Genomic DNA, 24,000 nt, shown 5'->3' with positions numbered 1-24,000 from the left:
TGACCGCCCGCCTTCACCGCGTCTTCGACGCTCGGCAGGGCGCCTCGCAGTAAAGGCCGGCGGTCACGGCACCAACGGAATCTCGAAGTGCACCACGTCGTCTTCCGCCCAGATCTCCTTGCCGAGCGTGCGCCACAGGTCCAGCGCGCCGGGGGAGTGGCGGTAGGCGTGCAGGTACACCGCGCGGTACCGGTCGTCCCGCGCGGCGAAGTCCAGCAGTTCGCCGACCAACCGGCCGGCCAGTCCACGCCTGCGGTGTTCCGGCCGCACGTACACCCGCCGCACCTGGGCGGTCTCCCCGTCGGGGTAGCGGTCGGCCAGCCACTGCGGCTGCCGCGGTCCTCGCGAGTCCAGCGCGCCGGTGGCGACGATCGCGCCGTCGGCCTCGTCGTAGGCGACGAGCAGGACGTGGCGGTCGGGGGCGACGTAGAAACCCGTGAGATCAATGATGTCCTCGTGCCACTTCGGCACGTAGCCCGTGCCGAAGTCGCGGTAGACGGCGTCGAGCATCACCGCTCGCGCCTCGCCGAGGTCGTCCGCCGTCGCCACCCTGATGCCATATGAACGCACTTGCACATCATATGCAGCAAGCGTGCGGGGCGACCGGGATCTTTCTCTGACGGGCCTCATGCCGTCGACTCGCGCACCACGAGGCGGCACGGCTGGCGGACCACGCCGGACGCCGGTGTGCCGCCGAGGGCCGCGAGCAGGTGCCGCACCGCTGTCTCGCCGAGCTGCTGCAGGTTGAGGTCGATCGTGGTGAGCGGTGGCCTGCAGTCCGCGGCGAAGATCTCCCAGTTGTCGTAGCCGACGATCGCGACGTCGTCGGGGACTTGCCGGCCGAGACTCGCGAGTGCCTGCGCGGCACCGCTGGCGATCTGGTCGTTGCCGCAGAAGATGGCGTCCACCTCGGGAGTGGTGGCCATCAGCAACCTCGTGGCGTGCCTGCCCCAGTGTTGCGACCACTCGCCGTGCAGCGGCTGGCCGCCGACCAGCGCCAGGCCGTGATCGCGCAGGACGGTGCGGGCCGCGGCGGCGCGGTCGCGAGCCGCGCGATAGGACTGGGGGCCGGTGATGTGGGCGATGTGCTTGCGGCGCAACGCGATCAGGTGCTCGACGGCGAGCAGGGCACCGCCCTCGTCGTCGGACACCAGGCAGAGGTCCCCTGGGTTCGTGGAGCGGCAGTACACGTACACCGCGGGCACCGGGAGGTCGGCGGTCAGCGAGAGGTGCAGGTCGTTGCTGTCGCCGACGATGATGAAACCGTCCACCTGGCGGGCCAGCAGGGTCCGGATGTAGTGGTTGCGGCGGATCGCGTCGCCGCGGGTGTCGCACAGCAGCACCGACATCTGCTGGTCGGACAGGGCGTTCTCGGCGCCGAGCAGGATCGGGATGGCGAACCGGCCGTCGAGCTCGTCGGTGAGCAGGCCGATGGCACGGGTGCGGCCGGCCACGAGGCCCTGGGCGAGAACGTTGGGGCGAAAGGAGAGTTCGGCCGCCGCCCGCAGCACGCGAGCCCTGGTGTTCGCGGCCACCTCGTCGCGGTTGTTGATCGCTTTGGACGCCGTGGCGATCGACACGCCCGCCAGCAGGGCCACGTCCCTCAGCGTCACCGTCTCGGATCGTCGTCTGCCCATCGAAATCCTTTCGAACACGATTCGACTGTTCATTCGACGATTTCTGCGACTTATGGCGCATTGTCGAAATCGTTTTCGGTCTCCAGAGTGCGTTACGTGGCAACGATGCGCAACACCCAGTCGAGTCGCGGGCCGGTGGTTCCGTCCCGCGGACCACTCCGTCCACTTGGGACAGACGAGGTGCGCATCACCGGCGGCTTCTGGGCGGAGCGGCAACGGGTCAACGGCTCGGTGACGCTCTGGCACGCGCTTGGCTGGATGGACGAGCTCGGCTGGACCGGTAATTTCGCCGCCGTCGGAAACGGTGCCGGGTCGCGTGAGCGGAAAGGCCGGGAGTTCTCCGACTCCGAGGTCTACAAAATCACCGAGGCGATGTCGTGGGAACACGGCCGGTCCCCGGACGGCGATCTCGACGCCCGCATCGAAGCGCTCACGTCCCAGATCGGCGGGGCCCAGGCGGCGGACGGCTACCTCAGCACCGCGTTCGGCCGGTCGTGGCAGCGGCCGCGCTACAGCGACCTGGCCTGGGGTCACGAGCTGTACTGCGTGGGCCACCTGCTGCAGGCCGCGGTGGCTCGCACCAGGAACGCGGGCGCCGGGCCGTTGCTGGACATCGCCCGGCGCGCCGCCGATCACGTGTGCGAGGTCTTCGGGCCGGGCAGCACGGGTGTCTGCGGGCACCCGGAGATCGAGACCGCTCTGGTGGAACTGGCACGCGTGACAGGCGAGCAGCGCTACCTCGACCAGGCGGCGCTGCTGGTCGAACGGCGTGGCCACCGCACCCTGCCCGAGCACGAGTTCGGCTGGTCGTACTTCAACGACGACGTCCCCGTGCGCAAGGCGACCGTGCTGCGCGGACACGCGGTGCGCTCGCTGTACCTGGCCTGTGGGGCCGTCGACGTCGCGGTGGAGACCGGTGACGACGACCTGCTCGCGGCGGTGGTCACTCAGTTCGGCAACACGTGGGCGCGCCGCACGCACATCACCGGCGGCATGGGGTCACGTCACCAGGACGAGGCGTTCGGAGAGGACTTCGTCCTCCCCGCGGACCGGGCGTACTCGGAGACGTGCGCGAGTGTCGCCACTGTCATGCTCGCGCAACGGTTGTTGCTGGCCACCGGCGACAACCGCTACGCAGACGCCGCGGAACGCGTGCTGCACAACGTGATCGCGACGGCGATCGGTGACGACGGCCGGAGTTTCTTCTACGCCAACACGCTGCACCAGCGCACGCCCGCGCAGCCACCGAACGGTGGCGAGCGGCTCGACGCCGGCGGTGGCCTGCGGGCGTCGTGGTTCGAGGTGTCGTGCTGCCTGCCCAACATCGCCCGGCTGCTGGCGAGCCTGTCGGCCTACCTCGTCACCGCCGACGACACCGGCCTGCGCCTGCACCAGTACGCCGAGTGCGATGTCGACACCCACCTCGCCGACGGCCGCCCCGCCGGGCTGCGGGTGCGCACGTCGTACCCGGAGACGGGAGACGTGGCCGTGCGGGTGACCAGGAGCGGCGGCGAACCCTGGTCGATCAGCCTGCGCGTGCCGGGCTGGGCGACCGGCGCGGTGCTCGTCGTGGATCACGAGCGCCGCCCGGTCGCGCCAGGCGACGTCGTGCTGACCAGGAACTGGGCCGTCGGCGACGAAATCCGGCTGGAGCTGCCGATGCGGCCGCGGTTCACCTGGCCCGATCCCCGCATCGACGCCGTGCGTGGCTGCGTTGCGGTGGAACGAGGTCCGCTCGTCCTGTGCGCCGAGTCGGTGGGCGAGCACGACCTCGACGCGCTTCGGGTCCGCACCGGGCACGACCCGGCGCAGGCGGGCGACGGCGCGGTGGTGCGGGCGGTGTTCGAGGCCCCGCAGGACTCCGCGTGGCCGTACGGCGAACCCTCCGCCAGACCCGGCAGTCCCGTCCCGCTGCAGCTGAGGCCCTACCACCGCTGGGCCCGCCGGGGCCCGTCGACCATGCGGGTCTGGCTGCCCACCACCTGACCACGTCCCAAAGGAGAGACCGTGAAAGCGATGCTCGCGGCTGTCGTTCTGGTGCTGGCCACGGCGTGCGGTGCGGACCGGTCCGGGGCCGCCGACGACGGGACGACCCTCACGCTGTGGACCCGCGCGGCGACCGAGGCGGTGTCGAAGGCCTACGCCGACGCCTACAACGCCTCGCACCGCAACAAGATCGAGGTCACCGCGTACCCCAACGAGGAGTACCCGGCGAAGCTCGCCTCGGCCGCCGGCGCGAAGTCGTTGCCGGACCTGTTCGCCGCGGACGTCGTGTTCGCGCCGCAGTACGCCGCCCAGGGCCTGTGGGTAGACGTCTCCGAACAGTTCAAGTCCTTGCCGTTCAAGGACTCCGTAGCCCCCTCCCACGTCCGTGCGGGTACGTGGGAGGGCCACAACTTCGCGGTGCCGCACACGATCGACCTGTCGGTGATGCTCTACAACAAGGACCTCTACGCGAAGGCGGGCCTCGACCCGGAGAAGCCGCCGCGCACGCTCACCGAGTTCGCCGAGCACGCCCGCAAGATCGACCAGCTGGGTGGTGACGTCCACGGCACCTACTTCGGCGGCAACTGCGGTGGTTGCGTGGAGTTCACGCTGTGGCCGTCGGTGTGGGCGGCCGGTGGCGACGTGCTGGACGCCGACGGTCTCAGTGCGAAGGTCGACTCACCCGAGATGGCCGCCGTGTTCGCCGTGTACCGCGACCTCTACGACCAGGGTGTGGCCTCACCGGCGTCGAAGGGCGAGGCGGGCCCGACGTGGCTCGGCGCGCTGCAGGGCGGGAAGATCGGCATCGCACCCGGCCCCTCGGTGTGGCTCGACGCCATCGAGGCCAAGGGCGTCAAGGTCGGCGTCGCGCCGATCCCCGGCATCACCGGCGGGGAGTCCACGTTCGTCGGCGGCGACGCGATCGGCATCGGCGCCACGAGCTCGAAAGCCGAGCAGGCGTGGGACTTCCTGGCCTGGACGATGTCGGACGAGGCACAGGTCGAGGTCATCGCGAAACGCAAGGGCGTGCCGGTTCGCACGGATCTCGCGGCGAACAAGCACTCGTCGGCCGACCCACGGCTCGTCACCGTCAACGGGCTGGTGGCCAAGGGGAAGACGCCGTACGCCCGCAACTTCAACGCGACGTTCAACGACCCGCAGGGCCCGTGGCTGACGACCGTGCGCGGCGCGTTGTTCGGCGACGCTTCGGCGGCGCTGATGGCGGGCAACGAGGCCATCACCAAGTCGCTGCGGCAGGAGTGACCCGTGCGCAGGCGAGCGGTCACCGGAGCCCTCTACGCCACGCCCGCCGCGATGCTGGTGGTGCTGTTCTTCGTGGCTCCGCTGCTGCTCGTCGGCTGGATGTCGCTGCACCGCTGGCCGTTGCTCGGCAAGCCGCGCGTCAACGCACCTGACAACTACACCGCCATCGGCGACAACGCGCTGCTGACGACGGCAGCCTGGTTCACCCTGCGGTACACGGTGATCATCACGGTCCTGCTGTTCGTCATCGCGTTCGGCCTCGCGCTGCTGGTGCAGAACCGCCGGAAAGGCGTCGGGTTCTTCCGGACCGCGTTCTTCCTGCCGATGGCGGTCGGGTTCGCCAGCGCGTCCCTGCTCTTCCTCGGCCTGCTCAGCGAGGAGATCGGCCCGCTGCCACTGGCGGACGGCAGCCCCGCGCTGGGCTCGGCGGTGCTGCTGGTGCTGTGGCGGTTCGCCGGGTTCAACATGCTGATCCTGCTGACCGGGCTGCAGGCGATCCCGGTGGACGTCTACGAGGCGGCGCGGATCGACGGGGCCACGCGCTGGCAGACGTTCCGGCGGATCACCGTGCCGCTGATGCGGCCGACGATCGCGCTGGTGCTCACCATGATGGTCACCGGGTCGCTGCTCGCGTTCGACCAGTTCTGGATCCTCACCAGGGGAGGGCCGGACAACAGCACCACCTCGCTGGTGATGGTGATCTACCGGGAGGCGTTCGTCCGGCTCGATCTCGGATCGGCGGCCGGGATCTCGGTGGTGCTGCTGGTGCTGCTCGCGGTGGTCAGCTCGGTCCAGCTCGCCGTGCTGCGCAGGCGGTCGGCATGAACCGCTGGGGTTATTACGTCACCGGGACCGCACTCGCGATCCTGTTCCTGTTCCCGCTGGTGTGGAGCGGCTGGGCGTCGGTGCGCACCGATAGCGGTTTCGGTGCCGAAAACTATGCGCGGCTCTTCACGTCCGCCAACGGCATCCGGCCGGTGCACGTGCTGAACAGCGTGATCGTGAGCGCGATGACCGTGGGCGGCACCCTGATCGTCGCCACTTTCGCCGGTTACGCGTTCGGGCGGTTCAAGTTCCCCGGCCGCGACCTGCTCTTCCTGCTGACGCTCGCGATCCTGATGGTGCCGTACGCGACGATCCTCATCGCGCTGTACGTGCTGCTCGGCTGGCTCGGGCTCGAGGACTCGCTGGTGGGCCTGAGCATCGTGCTGATCGTGTTCCAGCTGCCGTTCTCGGTCTTCATGATGCGCAACAGCTTCGAGGCCGTCCCGGTCGAGCTGGAGGAGTCCGCGCGGGTCGACGGCTGCACGAGCTTCGGCACGCTCGTGCGGATCATGCTCCCGGCCGTCCGCCCCGGCCTGGTCACGGTGGGGTTGTTCGCGTTCCTCACGTCGTGGAGCGAGTTCTTCGCCCCGCTGATCCTGCTCAACTCCACCGACAAGTTCACCACGGTGCTCGCCGTGGTCAACATGCGCACCGCGAGCCACGGCTCGATCGACTACGCCGCGTTGGAGGCGGGTGTCGTCTTCATGGCGGTGCCCTGCCTGGTGCTCTTCGCGTTCATGCAACGCAGCTACGTGCGCGGATTCACCTCCGGCGCACTCAAAGGGTGACAACAAGGAGGTCGGAATGACCCGGTTGTGGAAAGGACTCGTGACCGCGATCTTCGCGGCGGTGATGGCGGCGAGCGTGGCGGCTCCGGCGAGAGCGGACCACGGATGGACACCGCCGTCGAACCTGGTGACACCGTTGAACCAGGTGTGGCAGCACGTGGAGAGCACGTACGGCAACCTCTACGGCTTCCGCAACTACGGCTGGGACCAGCTCTTCGTCAACGGCGGCTACCTGAACTTCTGCGTGCGCTGGGACTCGCCCCAGCCGGTGACCGCCGCCCAGCGCGACGCGATCCACGCCCAGCTCGCCCGCCAGTACAAGAAGTGGATGGACGCGATGGCGGGCCACAACCACTTCCCGTACGCCTCGGTGCCCATCAAGGTCGTCGGCTGGGCTGTGCGTGACCGCAACCAGCTGAAGTGGACCGACAACTCCGTCGACATCTACGTCAACGACATCCGCGAGAACGCGCCTCAGTGCGCGGAGGGTTGCGGCAGGTTCTTCAACCGCAACGGCACCTATCCGCGTTGTCCCGGTGGCGTCGCACGGCACTACGACCAGTCGTTGTGGCTCACCGCCGGAATGGGCGGCGGAGCGGGTGGCGACTGGGGCCAGCGGATGGGCAGCGAGTACTTCATGAACAGCCTCAACGCCAACGACGTGACGATCCTGCTGCACGAGATAGGCCACACGTTCGGCCTGGACGACTTCTACGACTGGACACCCAGCGGGGTCGGCGGGTTCATCATGAAGGCGGGCAGCTCCGCGGTGATCACCGAGTTCGACCGGTGGATGCTCCGCGACTGGTGGCGGCACCTGAAGAACCGGTACGGGTACTGATGTTCCCCAACCGGCGCACGGTTCTGCGTGCGGGCGCGTTCGCCGTTGCGGCGGCGGCGCTGCCCGCGCCCGCGCTCGCCGCGGCACGACCCGACATCGGGGTGTCCGCCGAGCTGTTCGGTCTCGGCGCGGTGTCTCTCCTTCCGGGACCGTTCCTGAACAACACCACCCGCACCCACGCCTATCTGAAGTTCATCGACCCAGAACGCCTGCTGCACACGTTCCGGCTGAACGTCGGCCTGAACTCGACCGTCACCCCTTGTGGCGGGTGGGAGTCGCCCACCACGGAGCTGCGCGGTCACTCCACCGGGCACGTCCTGACCGCACTGGCGCAGGCCTACGCGAGCACGGGCGACACGGCGTTCAAGGCCAAGGGCGATCACCTGGTCGCACAGCTGGCGATCTGCCAGGGCCGCGCGCAGGCGGCGGGTTTCAACGCCGGCTACCTCTCGGCGTTCCCGGAGAGCTTCATCGACCGGGTGGAGACCGGCCAGCAGGTGTGGGCGCCCTACTACACGCTGCACAAGATCCTCGCGGGTCTGCTGGACATGCACCTGCTGGCGGGCAACGCCCAGGCGCTCACCGTCCTCAACCGGATGGCGGCCTGGGTCGGCTTCCGCAACGGCAGGCTGACCTACGCCCAGCGGCAGAGCATGCTGCGCACCGAGTTCGGCGGCATGAACGAGGTGCTGACCAACCTCTACCAGCTCAGCGGCGACACGGCCCACCTCACCAGCGCCCAGTACTTCGACCACGCGGAGATCTTCGACCCGTTGGCGCAGAACCGCGACGCGCTCAACGGCTACCACGCCAACACGCAGATCCCGAAGGCCATCGGCGCGATCCGCGAGTACCACGCCACGGGCACGACGAGGTACCGCGACATCGCGAACAACTTCTGGGAGTTCGTGGTCGGCACGCACAGCTACGCGATCGGCGGCAACTCCAACGGCGAGTACTTCAAGGCACCGGGCCGGATCGCGTCCGAGCTCTCGGACACCACCTGCGAGTCCTGCAATTCCTACAACATGCTCAAGCTGACCGCTCAGCTGTTCCGCACGAGCCCCGGCAGCACACGGTACTTCGACTTCTACGAGAGGACGCTCTACAACCACCTGCTGGGCGCGCAGAACCCGAACTCCAGCCACGGCCACCACAGCTACTACACGCCGTTGCGGCCCGGTGGCATCCGCACGTACAGCAACGACTACAACGACTTCACCTGCTGCCACGGCACCGGGATGGAGACCAACACGTGCCACACCGGGCGGATCTACGCCCACTCCGGCACGACGCTCCACGTCAACCTGTTCATCGCCTCGGTGCTGAGCTGGCGCGGGTTCACCGTACGGCAGGAGACCATGTTCCCGGAGTCCGACAGCACGAGGATCACGATCACCGGGTCCGGGACGATCGACCTGCGCGTGCGCATCCCGTCCTGGGCGGCACAAGCCCAGATCCGGGTCAACGGAACACTCCAGGACCCCGTCACACCGGGCACCTACGCACGGATCAACCGCACGTGGTCGAGCGGTGACGTCGTCGACATCAGCCTGTCGATGACGTTGCAGCGGGAGTCCACCCCGGACAACCGCGCGGTGCAGGCCGTCCGGCACGGCCCGATCGTGCTCGCGGGCGCCTACGGCACGAACAACCTCCAGCAGATGCCCACGCTGCAACCGTCGACGATCCGGCCGACCTCGACACCGTTGCAGTACACGGCTTCCGCCAGCACCGGCCAGGTGACGCTGGTGCCGTTCTACAAGGTCCACGGGCAGCGCTACACCGTCTACTGGACGATCGCCGAGCCGCCGCCGCAGTTCATCGCGCACTACCTGTTCGACGGCAACACGAACGACGCCACGGGCAACGGTCTGACCGCCACGCTCGCGGGCGGGGCGGCGTGGACGACCGGCCGGACCGGGGGAGCGGTCGACCTGTCCGGCTCCGGGGCGCACGTCGTGCTGCCTTCGGGCCTGCTCGCGGGCGCGACCTCGTTCACCATCGCCACCTGGGTGCGGCTGGACACCGTCGTGACGTGGTCGCGGGTGTTCGACTTCGGCAGCGGCACCGGCGCGTACGCCTTCCTCACCCCGCGCAGCTCGGCCGGCGGTGCGCGGTTCGCAGTCACCACCGGTGGTGCGGCCGGGGAGCAACGGATCGACGCACCGGCGGCCCTTCCTCAGGGCGTCTGGACGCACGTCGCCGTGACGCAGAACGGCGATCTCGGTGTCCTGTACGTCAACGGTGCCGAGGTGGCGCGCAACTCAGCGCTCACCCTGCGCCCCGGCAGCACCACGCAGAACTGGATCGGGCGTTCCCAGTACGCGGGCGACCCGTACCTCGACGGCGCCGTGGACTCGTTCCGCGTCCACGGTCGCGCCCTCACCGCCGCAGAGGTCGCGAACCTCCACTCCACCGGTTCGTAGAAGGAGCTTCGATGCGCGCCACCCTGCTCGGCGCCGCGATCGCACTCGTAGCGGGCGTTGTCGTGGCAACGCCCGCACACGCGGCCAACCCGATCATCACCTCGGTCTACACGGCCGACCCGGCACCGCTGGTCGTCGGCAACACGATGTACATCTACGCCGGACGCGACGAGGCCGCGCCGGGCCAGCAGAACTTCGTCATGCGCGAGTGGCGGGTGCTCTCGTCCACCGACGCCGCCACCTGGACCGACCGCGGTGCCAGGGCGAACATCGGCACCTTCCGCTGGGCCGGTGCCGACGCCTGGGCCAGCGAGGTCGAGCCGCGCGGCGGCAAGTACTACTGGTACACCTCGGTCAACGGCAACGGACCCGGCTGGATGAACATCGGCGTGGCGGTCGGCGACAGCCCGCTCGGGCCGTTCACCGACGCCAAGGGCGGCCCGCTGATCAGCGACAGCACGCCCAACTCGTCCGGCCTCAACATCGACCCCACGGTGTTCACCGACGACAACGGCCAGGCCTACCTCTACTGGGGCAGCTACTGGGGTGTGCGGGCGGCGAAGCTGAAGCCGAACATGATCGAGCTGGACGGCCCGGTCGTGACGCCGCAGGGCCTCACGAACTTCTGGGAAGCGCCGTTCATGTTCAAGCGCAACGGCCTCTACTACATGATCTACGCGGCCAACGACACGAACGGCTGCGTCACGTCGTCGAGCTACGCCTGCCAGCGCTACGCCACCGCCACGAACCCGATGGGGCCGTGGACGCACAGGGGTGTCGTGCTGGGGCAGGTCTCGTCGACCACCAACCACGCGGGTGTCGTGCAGTTCAACGGTCAGTGGTACATGGTCTACCACAACGCAAACGCGCCCGGCGGTGGCAACTTCCGCCGCTCGGTGGCCGTGGACCTGTTGCGTTTCAACGCTGACGGCACCATGCAGCGAGTCGTCCAGACGGTGGCCGGTCCGCCGCCCAACCCGGGAGTGACGGCATGAAACGCCTCACTGGTCTCTTGACGGTCCTGGTGCTGTTCGCGAGTGGGACTGTCCCCGCATCGGCCGCACAGACGATCGGGTATCCGGCGTTCACCGGTCCCTCGATCCCCGCACCGCCGGTCGGCTACGGCACCGGCAGCACGATGCGCGCGATCTACGACGCGGAGAGCGCGGGCACCGACTTCTGGATGGACCGGTTGCTGGCGCGTCCGGGCAACGACCCGGCGGGCAACTTCCTGATGACCCGCGGTCGCGGGTTGTTCATGTACACCCACAACCCCGGCGTGATCGGGTTCGGTGGCAGGTCCGCGTACTGGGACGACATCAGCGGGCAGAACGCCTACTCGATCGGCGTCTCGCCGGGCTCGTTCACCGAACAGGTCTCCGGCCGGGTGCAGAAACCCAGTCACTACAGGGGAGTCTTCACCAGCGGCGCGATCCGGGTGGAGATGACCAAGTTCATCACCCACAACAACGTGGCCGTGACGAACCTGACGATCGTCAACACCGGCGGGTCGGCCGCGACGCTGCAGCTGCGGGCCACCTCGCCGTACGCGACGACCGCGAGCGGGACCGAGCTGACCGGCAGCCGGCCGGTGAAGAACAACCTCACCACGATCCGGCCGCGGCTGTCCGGCGACGGCTTCGGCGTGAACAACGGCGGGCTGGACCGCTCGGTCACGGTCGGCGTGGGGCAAACCGTCACCACCAAGGTGGTCATGGGTTTCCTCACCACCGAGATCCCGGAGTCGTCGACCGAATACCAGTCCTACCGCGGCTACTCGCCCGCGACGGCGTTCGCCACCCATGTGCGCGCATACAACCGTTGGTGGGCAGACAACATCCCGTACATCGACGTGCCGGATCCCGCGATCAAGAAGAGCATCTACTACCGCTGGTGGCTGATGCGCTTCAACCACCTCGACGTCGACATCCCCGGCCAGGACTACCAGTTCCCGGTGTCGATCGAGGGCGTCACCGGGTACAACAACGCGATCGTGCTGACCCAGCCGATGCACATCGACGACCTCAAATACCTGCGTGATCCCGTTTACTCGTACGGGCCGTGGCTCTCGGTTGGCCAGACTTCACGCGGCGGCCGGTTCATGGACAACCCCGGTGATCCGGAGAACTGGTCGAACTCCTACACGCAGTACGTCTCCGAGGCCGCGTGGCGCAGTTACCAGGTGCACGGCGGGCAGCCGTCCATCGCGGCGTTGTTGGCTCGGTACGCAGAGGGTGACGCCAAGGGCCAGTTGTCCTTCTACGACACCAACAACAACGGTGTGATCGAGTATGACTGGGGCGCGCTCACCGGCAACGACGCCGACGCGGTGTCGTTCGACTGGCGGCCAGGCCGGCTCGACCGCGCGGAGACCGCGTACGTGTGGAGCGGAGCTGTTGCCGCACAACAGGCTTACGCGTTGGCCGGCAACACCGCGAAGGCCGCCGAGATGCAGTCGTTGGCCGACCGGATCCGCACCGGCGTGATCAACACGTTGTGGAACCCGTCGCGGCAGCTGCTGGAGCACAAGCACGTGGCGACCAACGCGCACGTGCCGTGGAAGGAGATCAACAACTACTACCCGTTCTCGGTCGGCCTGATGCCGAACACCGACCAGTACAAGCAGGCGCTGCGGCTCTTCGCCCAGCCGACGGAGTACCCGGTGTTCCCGTTCTACACGGCCAACCAGAAGGACAAGGCCGAGGCCGCCGCGGCGGGTCACCCCGGTTCGAACAACTTCTCCACGATCAACTCGACCGTGCAGTTCCGGCTGTACTCGTCGGTCCTGCGCAGCTACCCGAACCAGTGGATGACCGCGGAGGACTACAAGAAGCTGCTGTACTGGAACGCCTGGGCGCAGTACGTCGGCGGCAACACGCAGTGGCCGGACGCCAACGAGTTCTGGGCGGACTGGAACGGCAGCACCATCCAGTACCGGTCGTGGATCCACCACAACGTCCTCGGCAGCTCCAACTGGACGGTGATCGAGGACGCCGCTGGGCTCCGGCCGCGCACGGACGGGCTGATCGAGCTGTCGCCGATCAACATCGGCTGGTCGCACTTCGCGGTCAACAACCTGCGCCACCGCAACGCCGACCTGAGCGTGGTGTGGGACGACCCGGCCGACGGCGTCACCCGCTACAACGGTGTGCCGCAGGGCTATTCGGTCTACCTGAACGGCACCCGCGCCTTCACCGTCGACCGGCTCACCCGCGTGCTCTACGACCCGGCGACCGGCCAGGTCACGCTGCCCTCCGGCGGCTCGGTGGTGCACCAGACCGCCGTGCCGGGGGTGCGGGCGCCGCGTGACGTCGTGCAGAACGGCGCGCGGGTGGTCGACGTGTTCGCCAAGGCCGGTGTCGACCTGACGTCCTCGCGGCCGAACCCGGCTGCCGGTGCGTCGGCCTCGTACACCGCGTCCGGCACGTCGGTCGGTGCCGCGGTGGACGGCTTCCCGATCAACGAACCGATCTGGGGCAGCTCCGGCTCGCCCAACGGCACCGACTGGTACGAGCTGAACTTCGGCCAGCAGCGCTCTGTCGGCGAGGTGCGGCTGTACTTCCGCGACGACCGGGCGGGGAACCGTTATCGGGCACCGGCTTCGTACCAGGTCCAGTACTGGAACGGCAGCGGGTGGGCCGATGTGCCGGGTCAGGTTCGCGCGCCGGCCGAACCTCGGGCCAACTACAACCAGGTGCGGTTCACGCCGGTGAACACCCAGCGGGTGCGGGTGGTGATGACCCACGCCGCTGGCTTCCGCACGGGTCTGACCGAGATCAAGGTGTACTGAACGTGGTTCCCGGTGCCGCGTATTCGACAGGGCCGCGGTAACGGGACGCCGCGCGTGTGACCGCTTCCTGCGCCGTCAGGAAGCGGCCCACGTGCGTCACGATCAACCTGCCCGCGTTCGCCTCGGTCGCGGTGTCGCCCGCGTCCTCCGGCGTGTGATGGGCCATGTCCGGCGTCTTCTCCGCGCTTTCGGCCTCGCAAAGCAGCACGTCGGTGTCCCGTGCCAGTTCGACGAGGCTCTGGCACGGCGCGGTGTCGCCGGAGTACGTGAGGGAGGTGTCGTCCGCTTCGATGCGCACGCCGAACGCCGGGATGCCGTGGTGGACCGCTTTGGTGGTGAGCCGCAGCGTCCCGACCGTGGCCTGGTGGTCGTCGTGCAGCTCGGTGATCTCGAACGCGGACTCGACCGGGCTGCGCTGCGGGCCGTTGGTGAGGAACGCGGCGAGCCGGTCGGCGATGCCGGGCGGGCCGAACAGCGGGACCGGGTCGCGTTCGACGTCCGCGTACAGCAGCGCGTAGTAGGCGGTGAGCAGATCCGCGCTGTGGTCGGCGTGCAGGTGCGAGATCCAGATCGCGTCGAGGTCCTCGAGTCGCGTGTGGAGCTGGAGCGGGCCTAGCGTGCCGGTTCCGGCGTCCATCCACACGCGAGTGCCTTGGTGCGACACCAGGTAGCCGGAACAGGGGTTGTCCACGGCCGGGTACGGAGTGGCGCATCCGAGCACGGTCAAGCTGAGTCCCATTCACCGACTCTAGTGCCGCGCCCGGCAACCTTCACCGCGCCTTCGACGCTCAGCGGGGCGCCTCGCGGCACCGGCCCCACGCCCACAACCAACCAGGATGAGGACGTGGGGCCGGCACCGCGATGCACCCGTCTGACCGCCGAACACGGCGCAAAGGCTGCCGGTCGCGGCACTAGATCAACGAGCGCGGGTTCCCTTGAGCTTCACCAGCTCGGACTCGTAGAGGTCCTCGACCACCTTGAGCGTGCCGGGCACCGCCGCGTCCGGTCGCGTCATGTACGACTGGGTGCTGGAAGGCCGTCCCACCAACGAGAACTTCAGCTGGCCCGTGAGGCCCTTGGTGCTCAAGCCGTTGGTGTCGTGGAACGCCCGCAGCACGCCGTCGCGCGTCAGGTCTTTCTTGCCGCACGCCTTCTCCAGCACGGAGACGAACGCCATCGCGACCGTGTAGCCGTGCACGGTGTTGAGCGTGCCCGGCTCGCCGGGCCAGCGCGCCTGGTAGCCGTCGCGGAGCTCGTTCATGCCCTCGGCGTTGCCGTTCCAGGGAGCGACCGGCGACGGGATCAGCACCTGCTTGGCGAACACCGGCGCGACCGGTGACTGCATGATCGCCGGGTCGTAGCCGACGGCGTTGACGAGGATCGGCGCGGTCCAGCCGAGCTGGGCGGCGATGCCGACGGCCGCGGCGGTCTGCGGTGGGGTCAGGCTGAGGACGAGCACCTTGGCGTTGGCGGCTTTGAGCGCGCTGATCTGCTCGGTGAAGTTCGCCGTGGTCTCGGTGACCGCCTGTTCGACGATCTTCATGCCCCAGTTCCCCGCGGCGAACCGGCTGCCTTCCAGCGCGTTGTCGCCGAAGCTGCCGCGCAGGTGGATGTGGCCGATGGTGTCGCCGGCGTTGAGCACGCTCTTGCGCTTGTAGTGGTCGAGGCCGTTGATGATGTCGAGGTCGTACGTGGTGCCGACGATCATCATGTGCGGGTTGCCGAGCAGGTCGGCCGCCCACGAACCGGGCACGGTGAGCGCCCGCGTCTGCATCAGGTCGGGCTCGATGGCCGCGGTCATCGGCTGGCCCAGCACGTCGATGAATCCGAGCACCTGAGGTTCGAGCTCGAAATAGCCGTCCAATGCCTTCTGCACGTCGTAGGCGTGGTCCTTCTGCTTCAGCTCGACGCGTCGCCCGCACACACCGCCGCGTTTGTTGAGCTGCTCCAGATAGAGTTCATACCCGCGAATTCGGAAAACCGACGACCCTTTGAACGGGCCCGTCATGTCCGTGAGCACGCCGAGCGAGATGGAGGCCGCGGAAACGCCGGGACCAGTGCGGACAGGATCGGTCGTCCGGTCATCGGATCCGCACGCGGTGAGCGTGCCGAGCAGCAGGGCGGCGGATAACGATAAGTGACGAATAGACATTCGGGGCCTTGTCGCAGGGGGAGGTTACTCGCAGGTAACTCGAAGTATTGAGTAGCTGGTCCCGAGTCGTCCAACTTTGTGTCCGGAAACACCTCGCGGCGCTTCGGTTACCTATGGAAAAGGCCTGCCGGGTACCGTGATCGGGTGGAAGAGCCCTTGTGGAACGAGTGGCGGCGGCCCGGTCCCACTCCTGCTCAGCGTCGTCGTGACATCGGCATCGCCGTGCTGGTGATGCTGTGCGCCGTCGAGTTCGTCGTGCTCGTCAACAGCATGGGCGCCTTCGTGTTCAAGGAGGCTCCCGGGCTGCACGTGCAGGTTCCGTGGATGGTGGCTCTGTCGCTGCCGCTCGTGGTGCGCCGCCGCTACCCGGTGGCCGTCATGCTCGTGGTGTCCGCGTTGTTCATCGTCGCGCAGTCGCAGAAGGTCGCCGACAACCTGGTGCCGTCCGCGATCCTGTTCCTGACGATCTACACCGTTGGCGCGTGGGAGCGGAACCGCCTCCTCGCGCGCTGGTCACGCCTCGGCGTCATCGTCGCGATGTTCCTGTGGCTGGGCTTCAGCCTGGTGCGTGCCCTGCTCGGTCCGCCGGCGGACTTCAAGGACGCCGCGGGCCCGATGGACCCGGTGCTCGCCTCCGTCCTTTACGGACTGGAATTCAACATCTTCTTCTTCGTCCTCGCCTACATCCTGGGCGAGATGGCGTGGACAGCGGCCCGGCGCCAGGCACAGCTGTCGTTCCAGGCCGAGGAGCTCCGCCGTTCGCAGGAGCAGAACACCCGCGGAGCCATTGCCGCAGAACGCATGCGAATCGCGCGCGACCTGCACGACGTGGTGGCGCACCACGTGTCCGTCATGGGCATCCAGGCCGGCGCGGCGCGCCGAGTCCTCGACTCCGACCCCGCGATGGCCCGCGACGCCCTGCAGACCGTCGAGCAAACCGCCCGGACCGCGATCAACGAGTTGCGTGGCCTGCTGGGCGTGCTGCGCGCGGACGCCGAGCCGGACCTGCGCGCCGCACCGGGTCTCGACGACCTGCCCGAACTGTTCGACAACGCCCGCGCCGCCGGCCTGGAGGTCTCGCACAGCGTCTACGGCTCGCCCCGCGAGGTGTCGTCCGCGGTGGCGCTGTCCGCGTACCGGGTGGTGCAGGAGGCGCTGACGAACGTCGTGAAGCACGCGGACGCACAACACGTCGACGTGCGGATGCGGTTTCTCGACAGCGCTCTGGAGTTGGAGATCGCCGACGACGGCCGGGGCCGATCAGCCGCCGTGGGCTCAGGTTTCGGGCTGGTCGGGATGCGCGAACGCCTGGCGGTGCACGGCGGCTCGCTGGAGGCGGGACCCCGGCGCGACGCGGGCTATCTCGTGCGCGCATCACTGCCCACTGCCGTTGAGGAGAAGGTGTGAGTCTGCGAGTCGTGCTGGCCGACGACCAGGACCTGGTCCGCGCCGGCTTCCGCGTCATCCTCGGCACCGAGCCGGGCATCGAGGTCGTGGGCGAGGCGGGTGACGGCGCCGAAGCCGTGGACCTGGTCTCGCGCCTGCGGCCGGACGTCGTGCTGATGGACGTCCAGATGCCGCGCGTGGACGGGCTCGAGGCCACGCGCCAGATTCTGTCCGCCGGTCGTGGCACCCGTGTGGTCATCCTGACGACGTTCGATCGCGAGGACTACCTGTTCGAGGCATTGCAGGCCGGGGCCAGCGGGTTCCTGCTGAAGAACGCCTCGCCGGAGGATCTGGTCGAGTCCGTGCGGGTGGTGGCTCGTGGTGACGCGCTCCTGTCGCCTGAGGTGACTCGGCGGGTGATCGCGCGGTTCAGCGCTGTGTCGAAGCAGGAGCGGACTCGGCCGCCCTCGTTGACAGATCGCGAGTTCGAGGTGTTGGTGGAGTTGGCCAAGGGGGCTTCTAACGCGGAGATCGCTTCTGCGCTGTTTTTGGGGGAGACCACCGTTAAGACGCATGTTTCGCGGGTGTTGGCGAAGCTTGGGCTGCGGGATCGGACTCATGCGGTGGTGTTCGCCTACGAGCAGGGGATTGTCACGCCCGGTGGGTGAGGTCTGGTCGTTTCGTAGGTGACATCTAGAGAGATTTGGAAGCGGTCGAGGTCCTCGATGTTCTCGCCTATCACGAGAAACATGTCGTCTGTCATCAGGCGCAGGGGTTGCGCATCCTCGCGGATTACGCCATTGCTGCGAGGGTGAGGGATTCTTCGACCCCGAGATCGCGGCCGGGACGCGGTGGACCTCCCGCTGGACCACCGACCGGTGAACAAAAGACAGACATCAGGAGGGTGTGCATCCGGCTCGCGGGAGGGTATAGCTGTTAGCGCTAACAGTCCGCGTTCGGCCAGGGGATTGGTGATCACCCTCATGGGAACGGTTTCGCAGGCGCTCGGAGTTCGGGCGGGGGAGAGCGCATGAGGCGTGGCAAGGCGCGAGCTCTCGCCGTCACAGCGCTGGTCGTCGCGTCGGTGGTGACCGGGGTTCAGCAGGCCGGCGCCGCGAATCCGGTGATCGCCGATCGGTTCGTCGCCGATCCGTCCGCGCACGTGTTCAACGGCCGGATGTACCTCTACCTCACCGATGACGAGACCAACAGCGGCACGTACTGGGACTCGAAGAGCTGGCGGTCGTACTCCTCGACGAACCTCGTGGACTGGTCCGATCACGGCGACGTGTTCAGCATCAAGGGCTTCAGCTGGGCGAGCCAGTACGCCTGGGCGCCAGGGGCGGTGGAGCGCGACGGCCGGTACCACCTGTACCTGCCCGTCGACCGGACCAAGATCGGCGTCGCGACCTCGGCCTCGCCGACCGGGCCGTTCACCGACGCACGGGGAAACCCGTTGGTGGACAAGGCTCGGGACACCAACGTCGGTGACGAGCCCATCGACCCGATGGTTTTCACCGACAGCGACGGACAGTCGTACCTGTACTTCGGGACCCGCAAGCCGAAGGTCGTCCGGCTCGGCGCGGACATGACGTCCGTGTCCGGTCCCATCACCGACCTCACCGTGAACGGTGCGACGCAGTACGGTGAGGCGCCGTACCTGCACAAGGTCGGTGGCACGTACTACTTCTCGTACTCGACCGGCTGGCCCGGCCAGATCCACTACGCCACCGCGTCGTCGCCGATGGGGCCGTTCACCTATCGCGGTGTGGTCCTCGACTACGTCAACGTCAGCACCAACCACCACTCGATCGTCCAGTACCAGGGCGAGTGGTACGTGGTCTACCACAAGAACGCCCGTCCTGGAGGCGGCGAGTACAAGCGTTCGGTCGTCATGGACCGGTTGCACCACAACGCCGACGGCACGATCCGGACGGTGACGCAGACCGCGGGTGGTGTGGGCCCGTTCGGCACGTTCACCGCCCAGCACAGCGATCTGCGGCTGGACACGTCCGGCAGCGCGGTCCGGCAGGCGACGCCGTCGGACGCGCAGTCCCAGCAGTGGCAGACCCGCACCAGGGCGGGCGGGTACGTCGAGGTGATCAACCGGGCGAGCGGGTCCTGCCTGGACGTGTCCGGCGGCTCGGTCGCCGATGGCGCGGACGTGGTCCAGTGGCAGTGTCACGGTGGCACGAACCAGCAGTGGACGGTGCGTCAGGCGGACAGCACGACGGTGTCCCTGGTGAACCGGGCGAGCGGCAAGTGCCTGGACGTCGCGAGCGGCAGCACCGCCAGCGGGGCGAAGCTCATCCAGTGGCAGTGCACGGGTAGCGCCAACCAGCGCTGGCGACGGGGATCCTGAACGCCGGCGACCGGCGGGACCGCCCTCGTGACGGGCACGCCTCAGCTCGCACGTGCACGGGCTGGTGCTCGCCGAAGATGAGATCCCAGTCCAGTTCCGGCTCGGGAGCCGGGCGTGGTTCGGGGATGTGGCCGTGTGTCGGGATGATCGAGCCGTTGAGGAACTGCCACACGTCGTCGCCCACGCGTTGTTGCGCCACGGCGGCGGCTTTCCTCGGTTGCGGTATGCCGGTCGGAATCGTTGCCAGGAAACGGATTCCGCGGAACCCCTCGGCGTCGGTGGCCTCGAGCGTGCCGTGGTGCCTGGTGGCGATGCGCCGGGCGATCGCGAGCCCGAGGCCGGCACCGCCCGCGGCACGGGTGCGGGCCTCGTCGAGCCGGGTGAACCGGTCGAAGACGCGTTCCCGGTCCGCTTCTGGGATGCAGGGACCGTCGTCGATGACCTCGAGCGTCGCGGAAGACCCGCCGCGCAGCCGCACCATCACCTCGGTGCCCGCGTGGCGTTCGGCGTTGTCCAGCAGGTTGCCGAGCAGCCGGGACAGCTGGGCGCGCCGCCCGGGCACGAGGACGTGGTCGTCGGCTTCCAGGGTGACCATCGCTCGCCGGGAGACCTCCCGCCGCACCACGGCGGTGAGGTCGACGGTGTCCTGCTTGTCCAGCGCGTCGGCGTCCAGCCTGGCCAGCAGCAACAGGTCCGTGGTCAGCTCCTGCAGCCGTTCGGTGTCCTCCAGCGCCGCCTTCACGACGGTGGGCCAGTCCGCCAGGTGCGGATGCGACAGCGCGATCTCCAGCTCGGCCCGCAGCGCGGCCAGCGGGCTGCGCAGCTCGTGCGAGGCGTCCGCGACGAACCTGCGGGTGTCCTCGACGGTGCGGTGCATCCGGTCGAGCGTCTCGTTCAGCGTGGCGCCCAGCCGGGCGATCTCGTTGTCGGAGGACGGCACCGGGACGCGCCGGGTGAGGTTGTGCTCGTTGATCTCGGCGACCTCCGCACGTGATGCTCCGCCGTCCGAACGGTGCGTCGATCTTGCGGCGGAGCGCGCTGATGTAGACCTCGACGAGGTTGGGGTCGTGGTCCTGCGCCGCGTCCCACACCCCGTCGATGATCTCCGACTTGGTGACGACCTCGCCTGCGTGCCTGAGCAGGAAGTTCAGCACCGAGAACTCCTTCGCCTTCAGGTCGATCCGCGTGGTCCCCCGGTGACACTCCCTGCTGACCGGATCGAGCACCAGGTCGCCGGCCCGCAGCAACACCGGCTGGGCGGTGCGCGACCGCCGGGCCAGCGCCCTCAGCCTGGCCACCAGCACCACGTAGGAGAACGGCTTGGTCACTGCGCCTGGCCGTGGCCCGGCACGGCATCGACGTCAGCGTGCTGTGCCCCGGCCCCGTCGACACGGACATCGTGACGAACACCCGGTTGTCGGACGGGGGAGCCGGGGTGGCGTTGCGCGACGACCTCGTGCCGGCCGTCGAGGCGTTCCTCCGCAGCGGCCCCGGTGTCGACGCCGTGGGAGAAATGGTCGTGGCCGGGATCGAGTCCGGTTCGCCGTGGATCGTCACCGGCGAGGAGATCCGGCCCCACCTGGAGCAGCGGAGGGCCGCTCTCCTGGACTCAAGTCGATCGGCTGGGTGATTGCCGGACGACCCGGCGTGCCACCAGGGTGGTGGGTCATGCGTCCCGACTTCATGCGCGCCCACCTCCACAGCCGACGGGAAGTTCTGGGTCTGACGGCGAAAGCGGCGGCGGTGACCGCCGCGGTGTCGGCGGGCATCGGCACCTCGTCCGCAGCCGCCGCCGAGGAGTTCACCGACCGCATGTTCACCCCGGACGAGGTCGCCGGGTGGGCGGAACGGACGGCTCGCCGTTACGGCAGGGACGACCAGCGCGGCACCTGGAACGAGGTGACCGGGGAGCGGACCCGCCAGGCGTTGCGGTTGCTCGAAGGGCGCGGCCCGGTGCGGACGTACAACCTGGGCGAGCTCATGCAGGACAACTTCCCGGCGTTCGCGGGCGAGCCGCCGCGGGTGCTCCGGCAGCGCCTCACGGTCTTCGGCTACCAGCCGAAGGGCGACTTCGTCCCGGCCGCGAACTACGACCCGCGAACGCATCCGGAGTCCGGCATCCTGCAGTCGCCCACGCCGCTCGGGCCCAACACCATCTCGTTCCACGAAGAGCGGTTCCCGCACGGCGGGACGTACCAGATCGCCACGCAGCTGGACAACCTCGGCCACGTCGGTGTCGGCGAGACCTACTACAACGGCCACCGCGGGCCGGACATCGCCGCCCCGCGCGGACTCAGGAAACTCGGCAACGAGCACCTCGGTCCCATCGTCACCCGCGGTGTCCTGTACGACATCGTGGGGCTCAAGCTGGCGCAGGGATCTCGCTCCGACCTGTTCCGCTCACCGGTGAACGGCGAGTGGGTCCTGCGCGACAACTACCGGATCACCCTCGACGACATGCGCGACGCCCTGCGCAGGCAGGGCGTGCGGCGGGAGCCGGGACCGGGCGACGTGGCGCTGTTCCGCACCGGCTGGACCCACCTGCTCAACCGTGCCGGGTTCGACGACCCGCAGGACCCGCACAACCGGCGGTACATCACCACCGAGCCGGGCATCTACCTGCGTGAGGCCCGCTATCTCGCCTCCCGCCGGGTGGCCGTGGTCGGCAGCGACACCTGGGGACTCGAGGTGCTGGACCCCGCCGTCACCGGGCAGAACGTCTTCCCGGTGCACCAGGTGCTGCTCACCCAGCACGGCGTCCGCATCGGCGAGGGCGTGCGCACCGAGGCCCTGGCCGCCGACGAGGCGTTCGAGTTCGTCTACCTCGTCACGCCCCAGTTCCACACCGGCTCCACGGCCTCCAACACCCCGCCCGCCGCCATGGCCGCGAGGCCCTGAGCACCTCATGCCACGTGAGTGGGTACCCCTCCGCTCATGAGCGCCGAACTCGACATCAGCCTGCTCGTGTGGGCCTTGACCGTGGCCTTCGTGGTGGTGCTGCTCGCCGTGGACCTCGTGGTCGCGGCCATGCGGCCCCATCACGTCGGATTCGGCGAGGCAGCCGCGTGGTCGGTGTTCTACGTGCTGGTCGCCATCGGGTTCGGAGTGTGGTTCACGCTGCACTACGGCAGCGGGCCCGGCACCGAGTACTTCGTGGGCTACCTGGTCGAGAAGAGCCTCTCGGTCGACAACCTGTTCGTGTTCGTGATCATCATGGCGACCTTCGCGGTGCCGGACGAGCACCAGCACAAGGTGCTCACGTTCGGCATCGTGCTGGCGCTGATCATGCGCGCGATCTTCATCGCACTCGGCGCGACACTGCTGTCCCTGTTCTCGTTCGTGTTCCTGCTGTTCGGCCTGCTGCTCATCTACACGGCCGTGCAGCTGTTCCGGCACCGCGACGAAGATCCCGACATCGAGGACAACGTCGTGGTGAAGACCTCACGCCGGGTCCTGCCGGTGACCGAGGACTACGTGGAGGGTGACCTGACCACCCGCACACGCGGCAAACGCATGGTGACGCCGCTGTTCCTGGTGCTGGTGGCGATCGGCACGATCGACCTGCTGTTCGCGCTCGACTCCATCCCGGCCGTCTTCGGCATCACCGCGCAGCCCTACGTCGTGTTCGCCGCCAACGCCTTCGCGTTGCTGGGTTTGCGCGCGTTGTTCTTCCTCGTGCAGGGCCTGCTGGACCGGCTCGTGTACCTGTCCACCGGGCTGTCGCTGATTCTCGCCTTCATCGGGCTCAAGCTGATCCTGCAGTGGGCGCACGAGGACATCGACGACCGCGTTCCCGAGATCCCCACGCTCCTCAGCCTCGCGGTGATCGCCGTGGTGCTCGTGGCCGTCACGGTGGCCAGTGTCATCAGGACCAGGCGCGATCCGTCGGTCAAGGCCCACGCCGGCTCGCTGCGGGCCCGGCGCGCCTCTGCAGGACAGGCCGACCGGAAACGTCGTGTGGCGGACCGCGAACGGTGACTTCGAGACCCAACGTCCGGGTGAGCACCGTTTTCGGCCGTGCGACGAACGGGTAGCCGACGACGTGGCACCGAGACGAAGGAGACTTCCATGGCTCAGCTCGTCCGAGACCTGATGACCGCGGATCCGGTGATGCTGCCGCCGGACACTCCGGTGCGCGAGGCCGCCAAGGCCATGCGTGACCGGGAGATCGGCGATGTGCTCGTCGTCGACGGTGACCGGTTGTGCGGCATCGTGACCGATCGTGACCTGGTCGTCCGCGCGCTGGCGGACCGCGACGACCTGGCCGATTGCTTCGTGCGTGACGTGTGCAGCGACCAGGTGGTCACCGCGGATCTCACCGAGACGGTCGACACCGCGATCGCCCGCATGCGCGAGAACGCGGTGCGCCGCATCCCCGTGGTCGACGGGGGCCGGCCCGTCGGTGTGCTGTCGCTCGGCGACGCCGCCGTCGAACGGGACCTGGACTCCGTGCTCGGCCAGATCAGCGCCGCTCCCGGGAACAACTGAGTCGGCGGCGGTTTCGCCCCGCAACCCGGATTCGGACTTGCATCCGGTACCCG

At 68.5% G+C, this 24,000-nt stretch carries 20 protein-coding genes and 1 pseudogene; 15 read left to right on the top strand and 6 right to left on the bottom strand.

What is annotated here, in order from left to right:
• Positions 1-63 precede the first annotated feature (63 nt).
• Both ABFX45_RS35240 and ABFX45_RS35235 read right to left on the bottom strand, forming a co-directional pair.
• Positions 64-570 (bottom strand): GNAT family N-acetyltransferase, encoded by a 507-nt coding sequence (locus ABFX45_RS35240; RefSeq protein WP_109641588.1) that lies wholly within the window; start codon positions 568-570, stop codon positions 64-66.
• A gap of 56 nt (positions 571-626) precedes the next feature.
• Positions 627-1,637, bottom strand: a complete 1,011-nt coding sequence (locus ABFX45_RS35235; protein WP_346134793.1) for a LacI family DNA-binding transcriptional regulator — start codon at positions 1,635-1,637, stop codon at positions 627-629.
• A 180-nt stretch (positions 1,638-1,817) separates the two neighbouring features.
• Between ABFX45_RS35235 and ABFX45_RS35230 the strand changes: the two genes are divergently transcribed.
• Genes ABFX45_RS35230 through ABFX45_RS35195 form a run of 8 tightly spaced genes read left to right on the top strand, consistent with a single transcriptional unit; the run spans position 1,818 to position 13,559 of the window.
• Positions 1,818-3,623 carry a glycoside hydrolase family 127 protein gene (locus ABFX45_RS35230; protein WP_346134791.1) on the top strand — a complete coding sequence of 602 codons (1,806 nt, stop codon included), beginning with the start codon at positions 1,818-1,820 and terminating at the stop codon, positions 3,621-3,623.
• Positions 3,624-3,653: 30 nt separating this feature from the next.
• Positions 3,654-4,886 carry an ABC transporter substrate-binding protein gene (locus ABFX45_RS35225; RefSeq protein ID WP_346134894.1) on the top strand — a complete coding sequence of 411 codons (1,233 nt, stop codon included), beginning with the start codon at positions 3,654-3,656 and terminating at the stop codon, positions 4,884-4,886.
• Positions 4,887-4,889: 3 nt separating this feature from the next.
• Positions 4,890-5,711 carry a carbohydrate ABC transporter permease gene (locus ABFX45_RS35220; protein WP_233440205.1) on the top strand — a complete coding sequence of 274 codons (822 nt, stop codon included), beginning with the start codon at positions 4,890-4,892 and terminating at the stop codon, positions 5,709-5,711.
• Positions 5,708-6,499 (top strand): carbohydrate ABC transporter permease, encoded by a 792-nt coding sequence (locus ABFX45_RS35215; protein WP_346134789.1) that lies wholly within the window; start codon positions 5,708-5,710, stop codon positions 6,497-6,499. Before ABFX45_RS35220 ends, ABFX45_RS35215 begins: the two co-directional genes overlap by 4 nt.
• Before the next feature lie 16 nt (positions 6,500-6,515).
• Positions 6,516-7,340, top strand: a complete 825-nt coding sequence (locus ABFX45_RS35210) for a hypothetical protein (RefSeq protein ID WP_109641585.1) — start codon at positions 6,516-6,518, stop codon at positions 7,338-7,340.
• Positions 7,340-9,769: a glycoside hydrolase family 127 protein gene (locus tag ABFX45_RS35205; protein ID WP_346134787.1), complete on the top strand. Its 2,430-nt coding sequence runs from the start codon at positions 7,340-7,342 to the stop codon at positions 9,767-9,769. The genes ABFX45_RS35210 and ABFX45_RS35205 overlap by 1 nt, the downstream gene beginning before the upstream one ends.
• A gap of 11 nt (positions 9,770-9,780) precedes the next feature.
• A complete protein-coding gene (locus ABFX45_RS35200) occupies positions 9,781-10,764 on the top strand; it encodes a glycoside hydrolase family 43 protein (RefSeq protein WP_109641583.1) in 984 nt (327 codons plus the stop codon).
• Positions 10,761-13,559, top strand: a complete 2,799-nt coding sequence (locus ABFX45_RS35195) for a discoidin domain-containing protein (protein WP_346134784.1) — start codon at positions 10,761-10,763, stop codon at positions 13,557-13,559. Before ABFX45_RS35200 ends, ABFX45_RS35195 begins: the two co-directional genes overlap by 4 nt.
• Here the strand turns inward: ABFX45_RS35195 and ABFX45_RS35190 are convergent.
• Together ABFX45_RS35190 and ABFX45_RS35185 are read right to left on the bottom strand one after the other, a co-directional pair.
• Positions 13,546-14,298, bottom strand: coding sequence for an MBL fold metallo-hydrolase (locus ABFX45_RS35190; RefSeq protein ID WP_346134782.1), 753 nt, complete (start codon positions 14,296-14,298; stop codon positions 13,546-13,548). The two genes, ABFX45_RS35195 and ABFX45_RS35190, sit on opposite strands and share 14 nt — an antisense overlap.
• A gap of 177 nt (positions 14,299-14,475) precedes the next feature.
• Entirely contained in the window at positions 14,476-15,711 is a 1,236-nt protein-coding gene (locus tag ABFX45_RS35185; protein WP_346134780.1) for an ABC transporter substrate-binding protein, read from the bottom strand.
• Between the two features lie 144 nt (positions 15,712-15,855).
• Between ABFX45_RS35185 and ABFX45_RS35180 the strand changes: the two genes are divergently transcribed.
• The 3 genes from ABFX45_RS35180 to ABFX45_RS35170 all read left to right on the top strand — a co-directional run bounded on the left by ABFX45_RS35180 (position 15,856) and on the right by ABFX45_RS35170 (position 19,459).
• Positions 15,856-17,118: a sensor histidine kinase gene (locus ABFX45_RS35180; RefSeq protein WP_233440204.1), complete on the top strand. Its 1,263-nt coding sequence runs from the start codon at positions 15,856-15,858 to the stop codon at positions 17,116-17,118.
• The gene (locus ABFX45_RS35175; protein WP_109641578.1) at positions 17,115-17,765 is read left to right on the top strand and encodes a response regulator transcription factor; all 651 of its coding nucleotides are present in this window, start codon (positions 17,115-17,117) and stop codon (positions 17,763-17,765) included. The genes ABFX45_RS35180 and ABFX45_RS35175 overlap by 4 nt, the downstream gene beginning before the upstream one ends.
• A gap of 362 nt (positions 17,766-18,127) precedes the next feature.
• Entirely contained in the window at positions 18,128-19,459 is a 1,332-nt protein-coding gene (locus ABFX45_RS35170) for an RICIN domain-containing protein (RefSeq protein WP_109641577.1), read from the top strand.
• On the opposite strand, the gene ABFX45_RS35165 is transcribed toward ABFX45_RS35170, so the two are convergent.
• Complete coding sequence (locus ABFX45_RS35165; RefSeq protein ID WP_346134893.1) at positions 19,404-20,432, bottom strand: sensor histidine kinase; 1,029 nt, start codon at positions 20,430-20,432, stop codon at positions 19,404-19,406. The genes ABFX45_RS35170 and ABFX45_RS35165 overlap by 56 nt on opposite strands.
• Positions 20,433-20,472: 40 nt before the next feature.
• Positions 20,473-20,685, bottom strand: a pseudogene (locus ABFX45_RS35160) (winged helix-turn-helix domain-containing protein); the annotation flags it as partial.
• Between the two features lie 113 nt (positions 20,686-20,798).
• Between ABFX45_RS35160 and ABFX45_RS35155 the strand changes: the two are divergent.
• The 4 genes from ABFX45_RS35155 (at position 20,799) to ABFX45_RS35140 (ending at position 23,947) form a co-directional block, all read left to right on the top strand.
• Positions 20,799-21,089: a Rossmann-fold NAD(P)-binding domain-containing protein gene (locus ABFX45_RS35155; RefSeq protein ID WP_346134778.1), complete on the top strand. Its 291-nt coding sequence runs from the start codon at positions 20,799-20,801 to the stop codon at positions 21,087-21,089.
• 38 nt (positions 21,090-21,127) lie between these two features.
• Positions 21,128-22,357 carry a cyclase family protein gene (locus ABFX45_RS35150; RefSeq protein ID WP_109641575.1) on the top strand — a complete coding sequence of 410 codons (1,230 nt, stop codon included), beginning with the start codon at positions 21,128-21,130 and terminating at the stop codon, positions 22,355-22,357.
• A 36-nt stretch (positions 22,358-22,393) separates the two neighbouring features.
• On the top strand, positions 22,394-23,437 hold the full coding sequence (locus ABFX45_RS35145; protein ID WP_346134776.1) for a TerC/Alx family metal homeostasis membrane protein: 1,044 nt from the start codon (positions 22,394-22,396) through the stop codon (positions 23,435-23,437).
• A gap of 90 nt (positions 23,438-23,527) precedes the next feature.
• Positions 23,528-23,947: a CBS domain-containing protein gene (locus tag ABFX45_RS35140; protein WP_109641573.1), complete on the top strand. Its 420-nt coding sequence runs from the start codon at positions 23,528-23,530 to the stop codon at positions 23,945-23,947.
• Positions 23,948-24,000 lie beyond the last annotated feature (53 nt).

The sequence above is a fragment of the Lentzea roselyniae genome (assembly GCF_039537795.1).
In the GTDB taxonomy this organism is placed as follows: domain Bacteria; phylum Actinomycetota; class Actinomycetes; order Mycobacteriales; family Pseudonocardiaceae; genus Lentzea; species Lentzea atacamensis.
This window is presented reverse-complemented; position numbering and strand designations above follow the sequence as displayed.

Coding starts and splice junctions, on each gene's coding strand:
- ABFX45_RS35235 (WP_346134793.1), bottom strand. CDS start 1,637: ATGGGCAGACGACGATCCGAGACGGTGACGCTGAGGGACGTGGCCCTG.
- ABFX45_RS35225 (WP_346134894.1), top strand. CDS start 3,654: ATGCTCGCGGCTGTCGTTCTGGTGCTGGCCACGGCGTGCGGTGCGGAC.
- ABFX45_RS35215 (WP_346134789.1), top strand. CDS start 5,708: ATGAACCGCTGGGGTTATTACGTCACCGGGACCGCACTCGCGATCCTG.
- ABFX45_RS35210 (WP_109641585.1), top strand. CDS start 6,516: ATGACCCGGTTGTGGAAAGGACTCGTGACCGCGATCTTCGCGGCGGTG.
- ABFX45_RS35205 (WP_346134787.1), top strand. CDS start 7,340: ATGTTCCCCAACCGGCGCACGGTTCTGCGTGCGGGCGCGTTCGCCGTT.
- ABFX45_RS35200 (WP_109641583.1), top strand. CDS start 9,781: ATGCGCGCCACCCTGCTCGGCGCCGCGATCGCACTCGTAGCGGGCGTT.
- ABFX45_RS35195 (WP_346134784.1), top strand. CDS start 10,761: ATGAAACGCCTCACTGGTCTCTTGACGGTCCTGGTGCTGTTCGCGAGT.
- ABFX45_RS35190 (WP_346134782.1), bottom strand. CDS start 14,298: ATGGGACTCAGCTTGACCGTGCTCGGATGCGCCACTCCGTACCCGGCC.
- ABFX45_RS35185 (WP_346134780.1), bottom strand. CDS start 15,711: ATGTCTATTCGTCACTTATCGTTATCCGCCGCCCTGCTGCTCGGCACG.
- ABFX45_RS35170 (WP_109641577.1), top strand. CDS start 18,128: ATGAGGCGTGGCAAGGCGCGAGCTCTCGCCGTCACAGCGCTGGTCGTC.
- ABFX45_RS35150 (WP_109641575.1), top strand. CDS start 21,128: ATGCGTCCCGACTTCATGCGCGCCCACCTCCACAGCCGACGGGAAGTT.
- ABFX45_RS35145 (WP_346134776.1), top strand. CDS start 22,394: ATGAGCGCCGAACTCGACATCAGCCTGCTCGTGTGGGCCTTGACCGTG.
- ABFX45_RS35140 (WP_109641573.1), top strand. CDS start 23,528: ATGGCTCAGCTCGTCCGAGACCTGATGACCGCGGATCCGGTGATGCTG.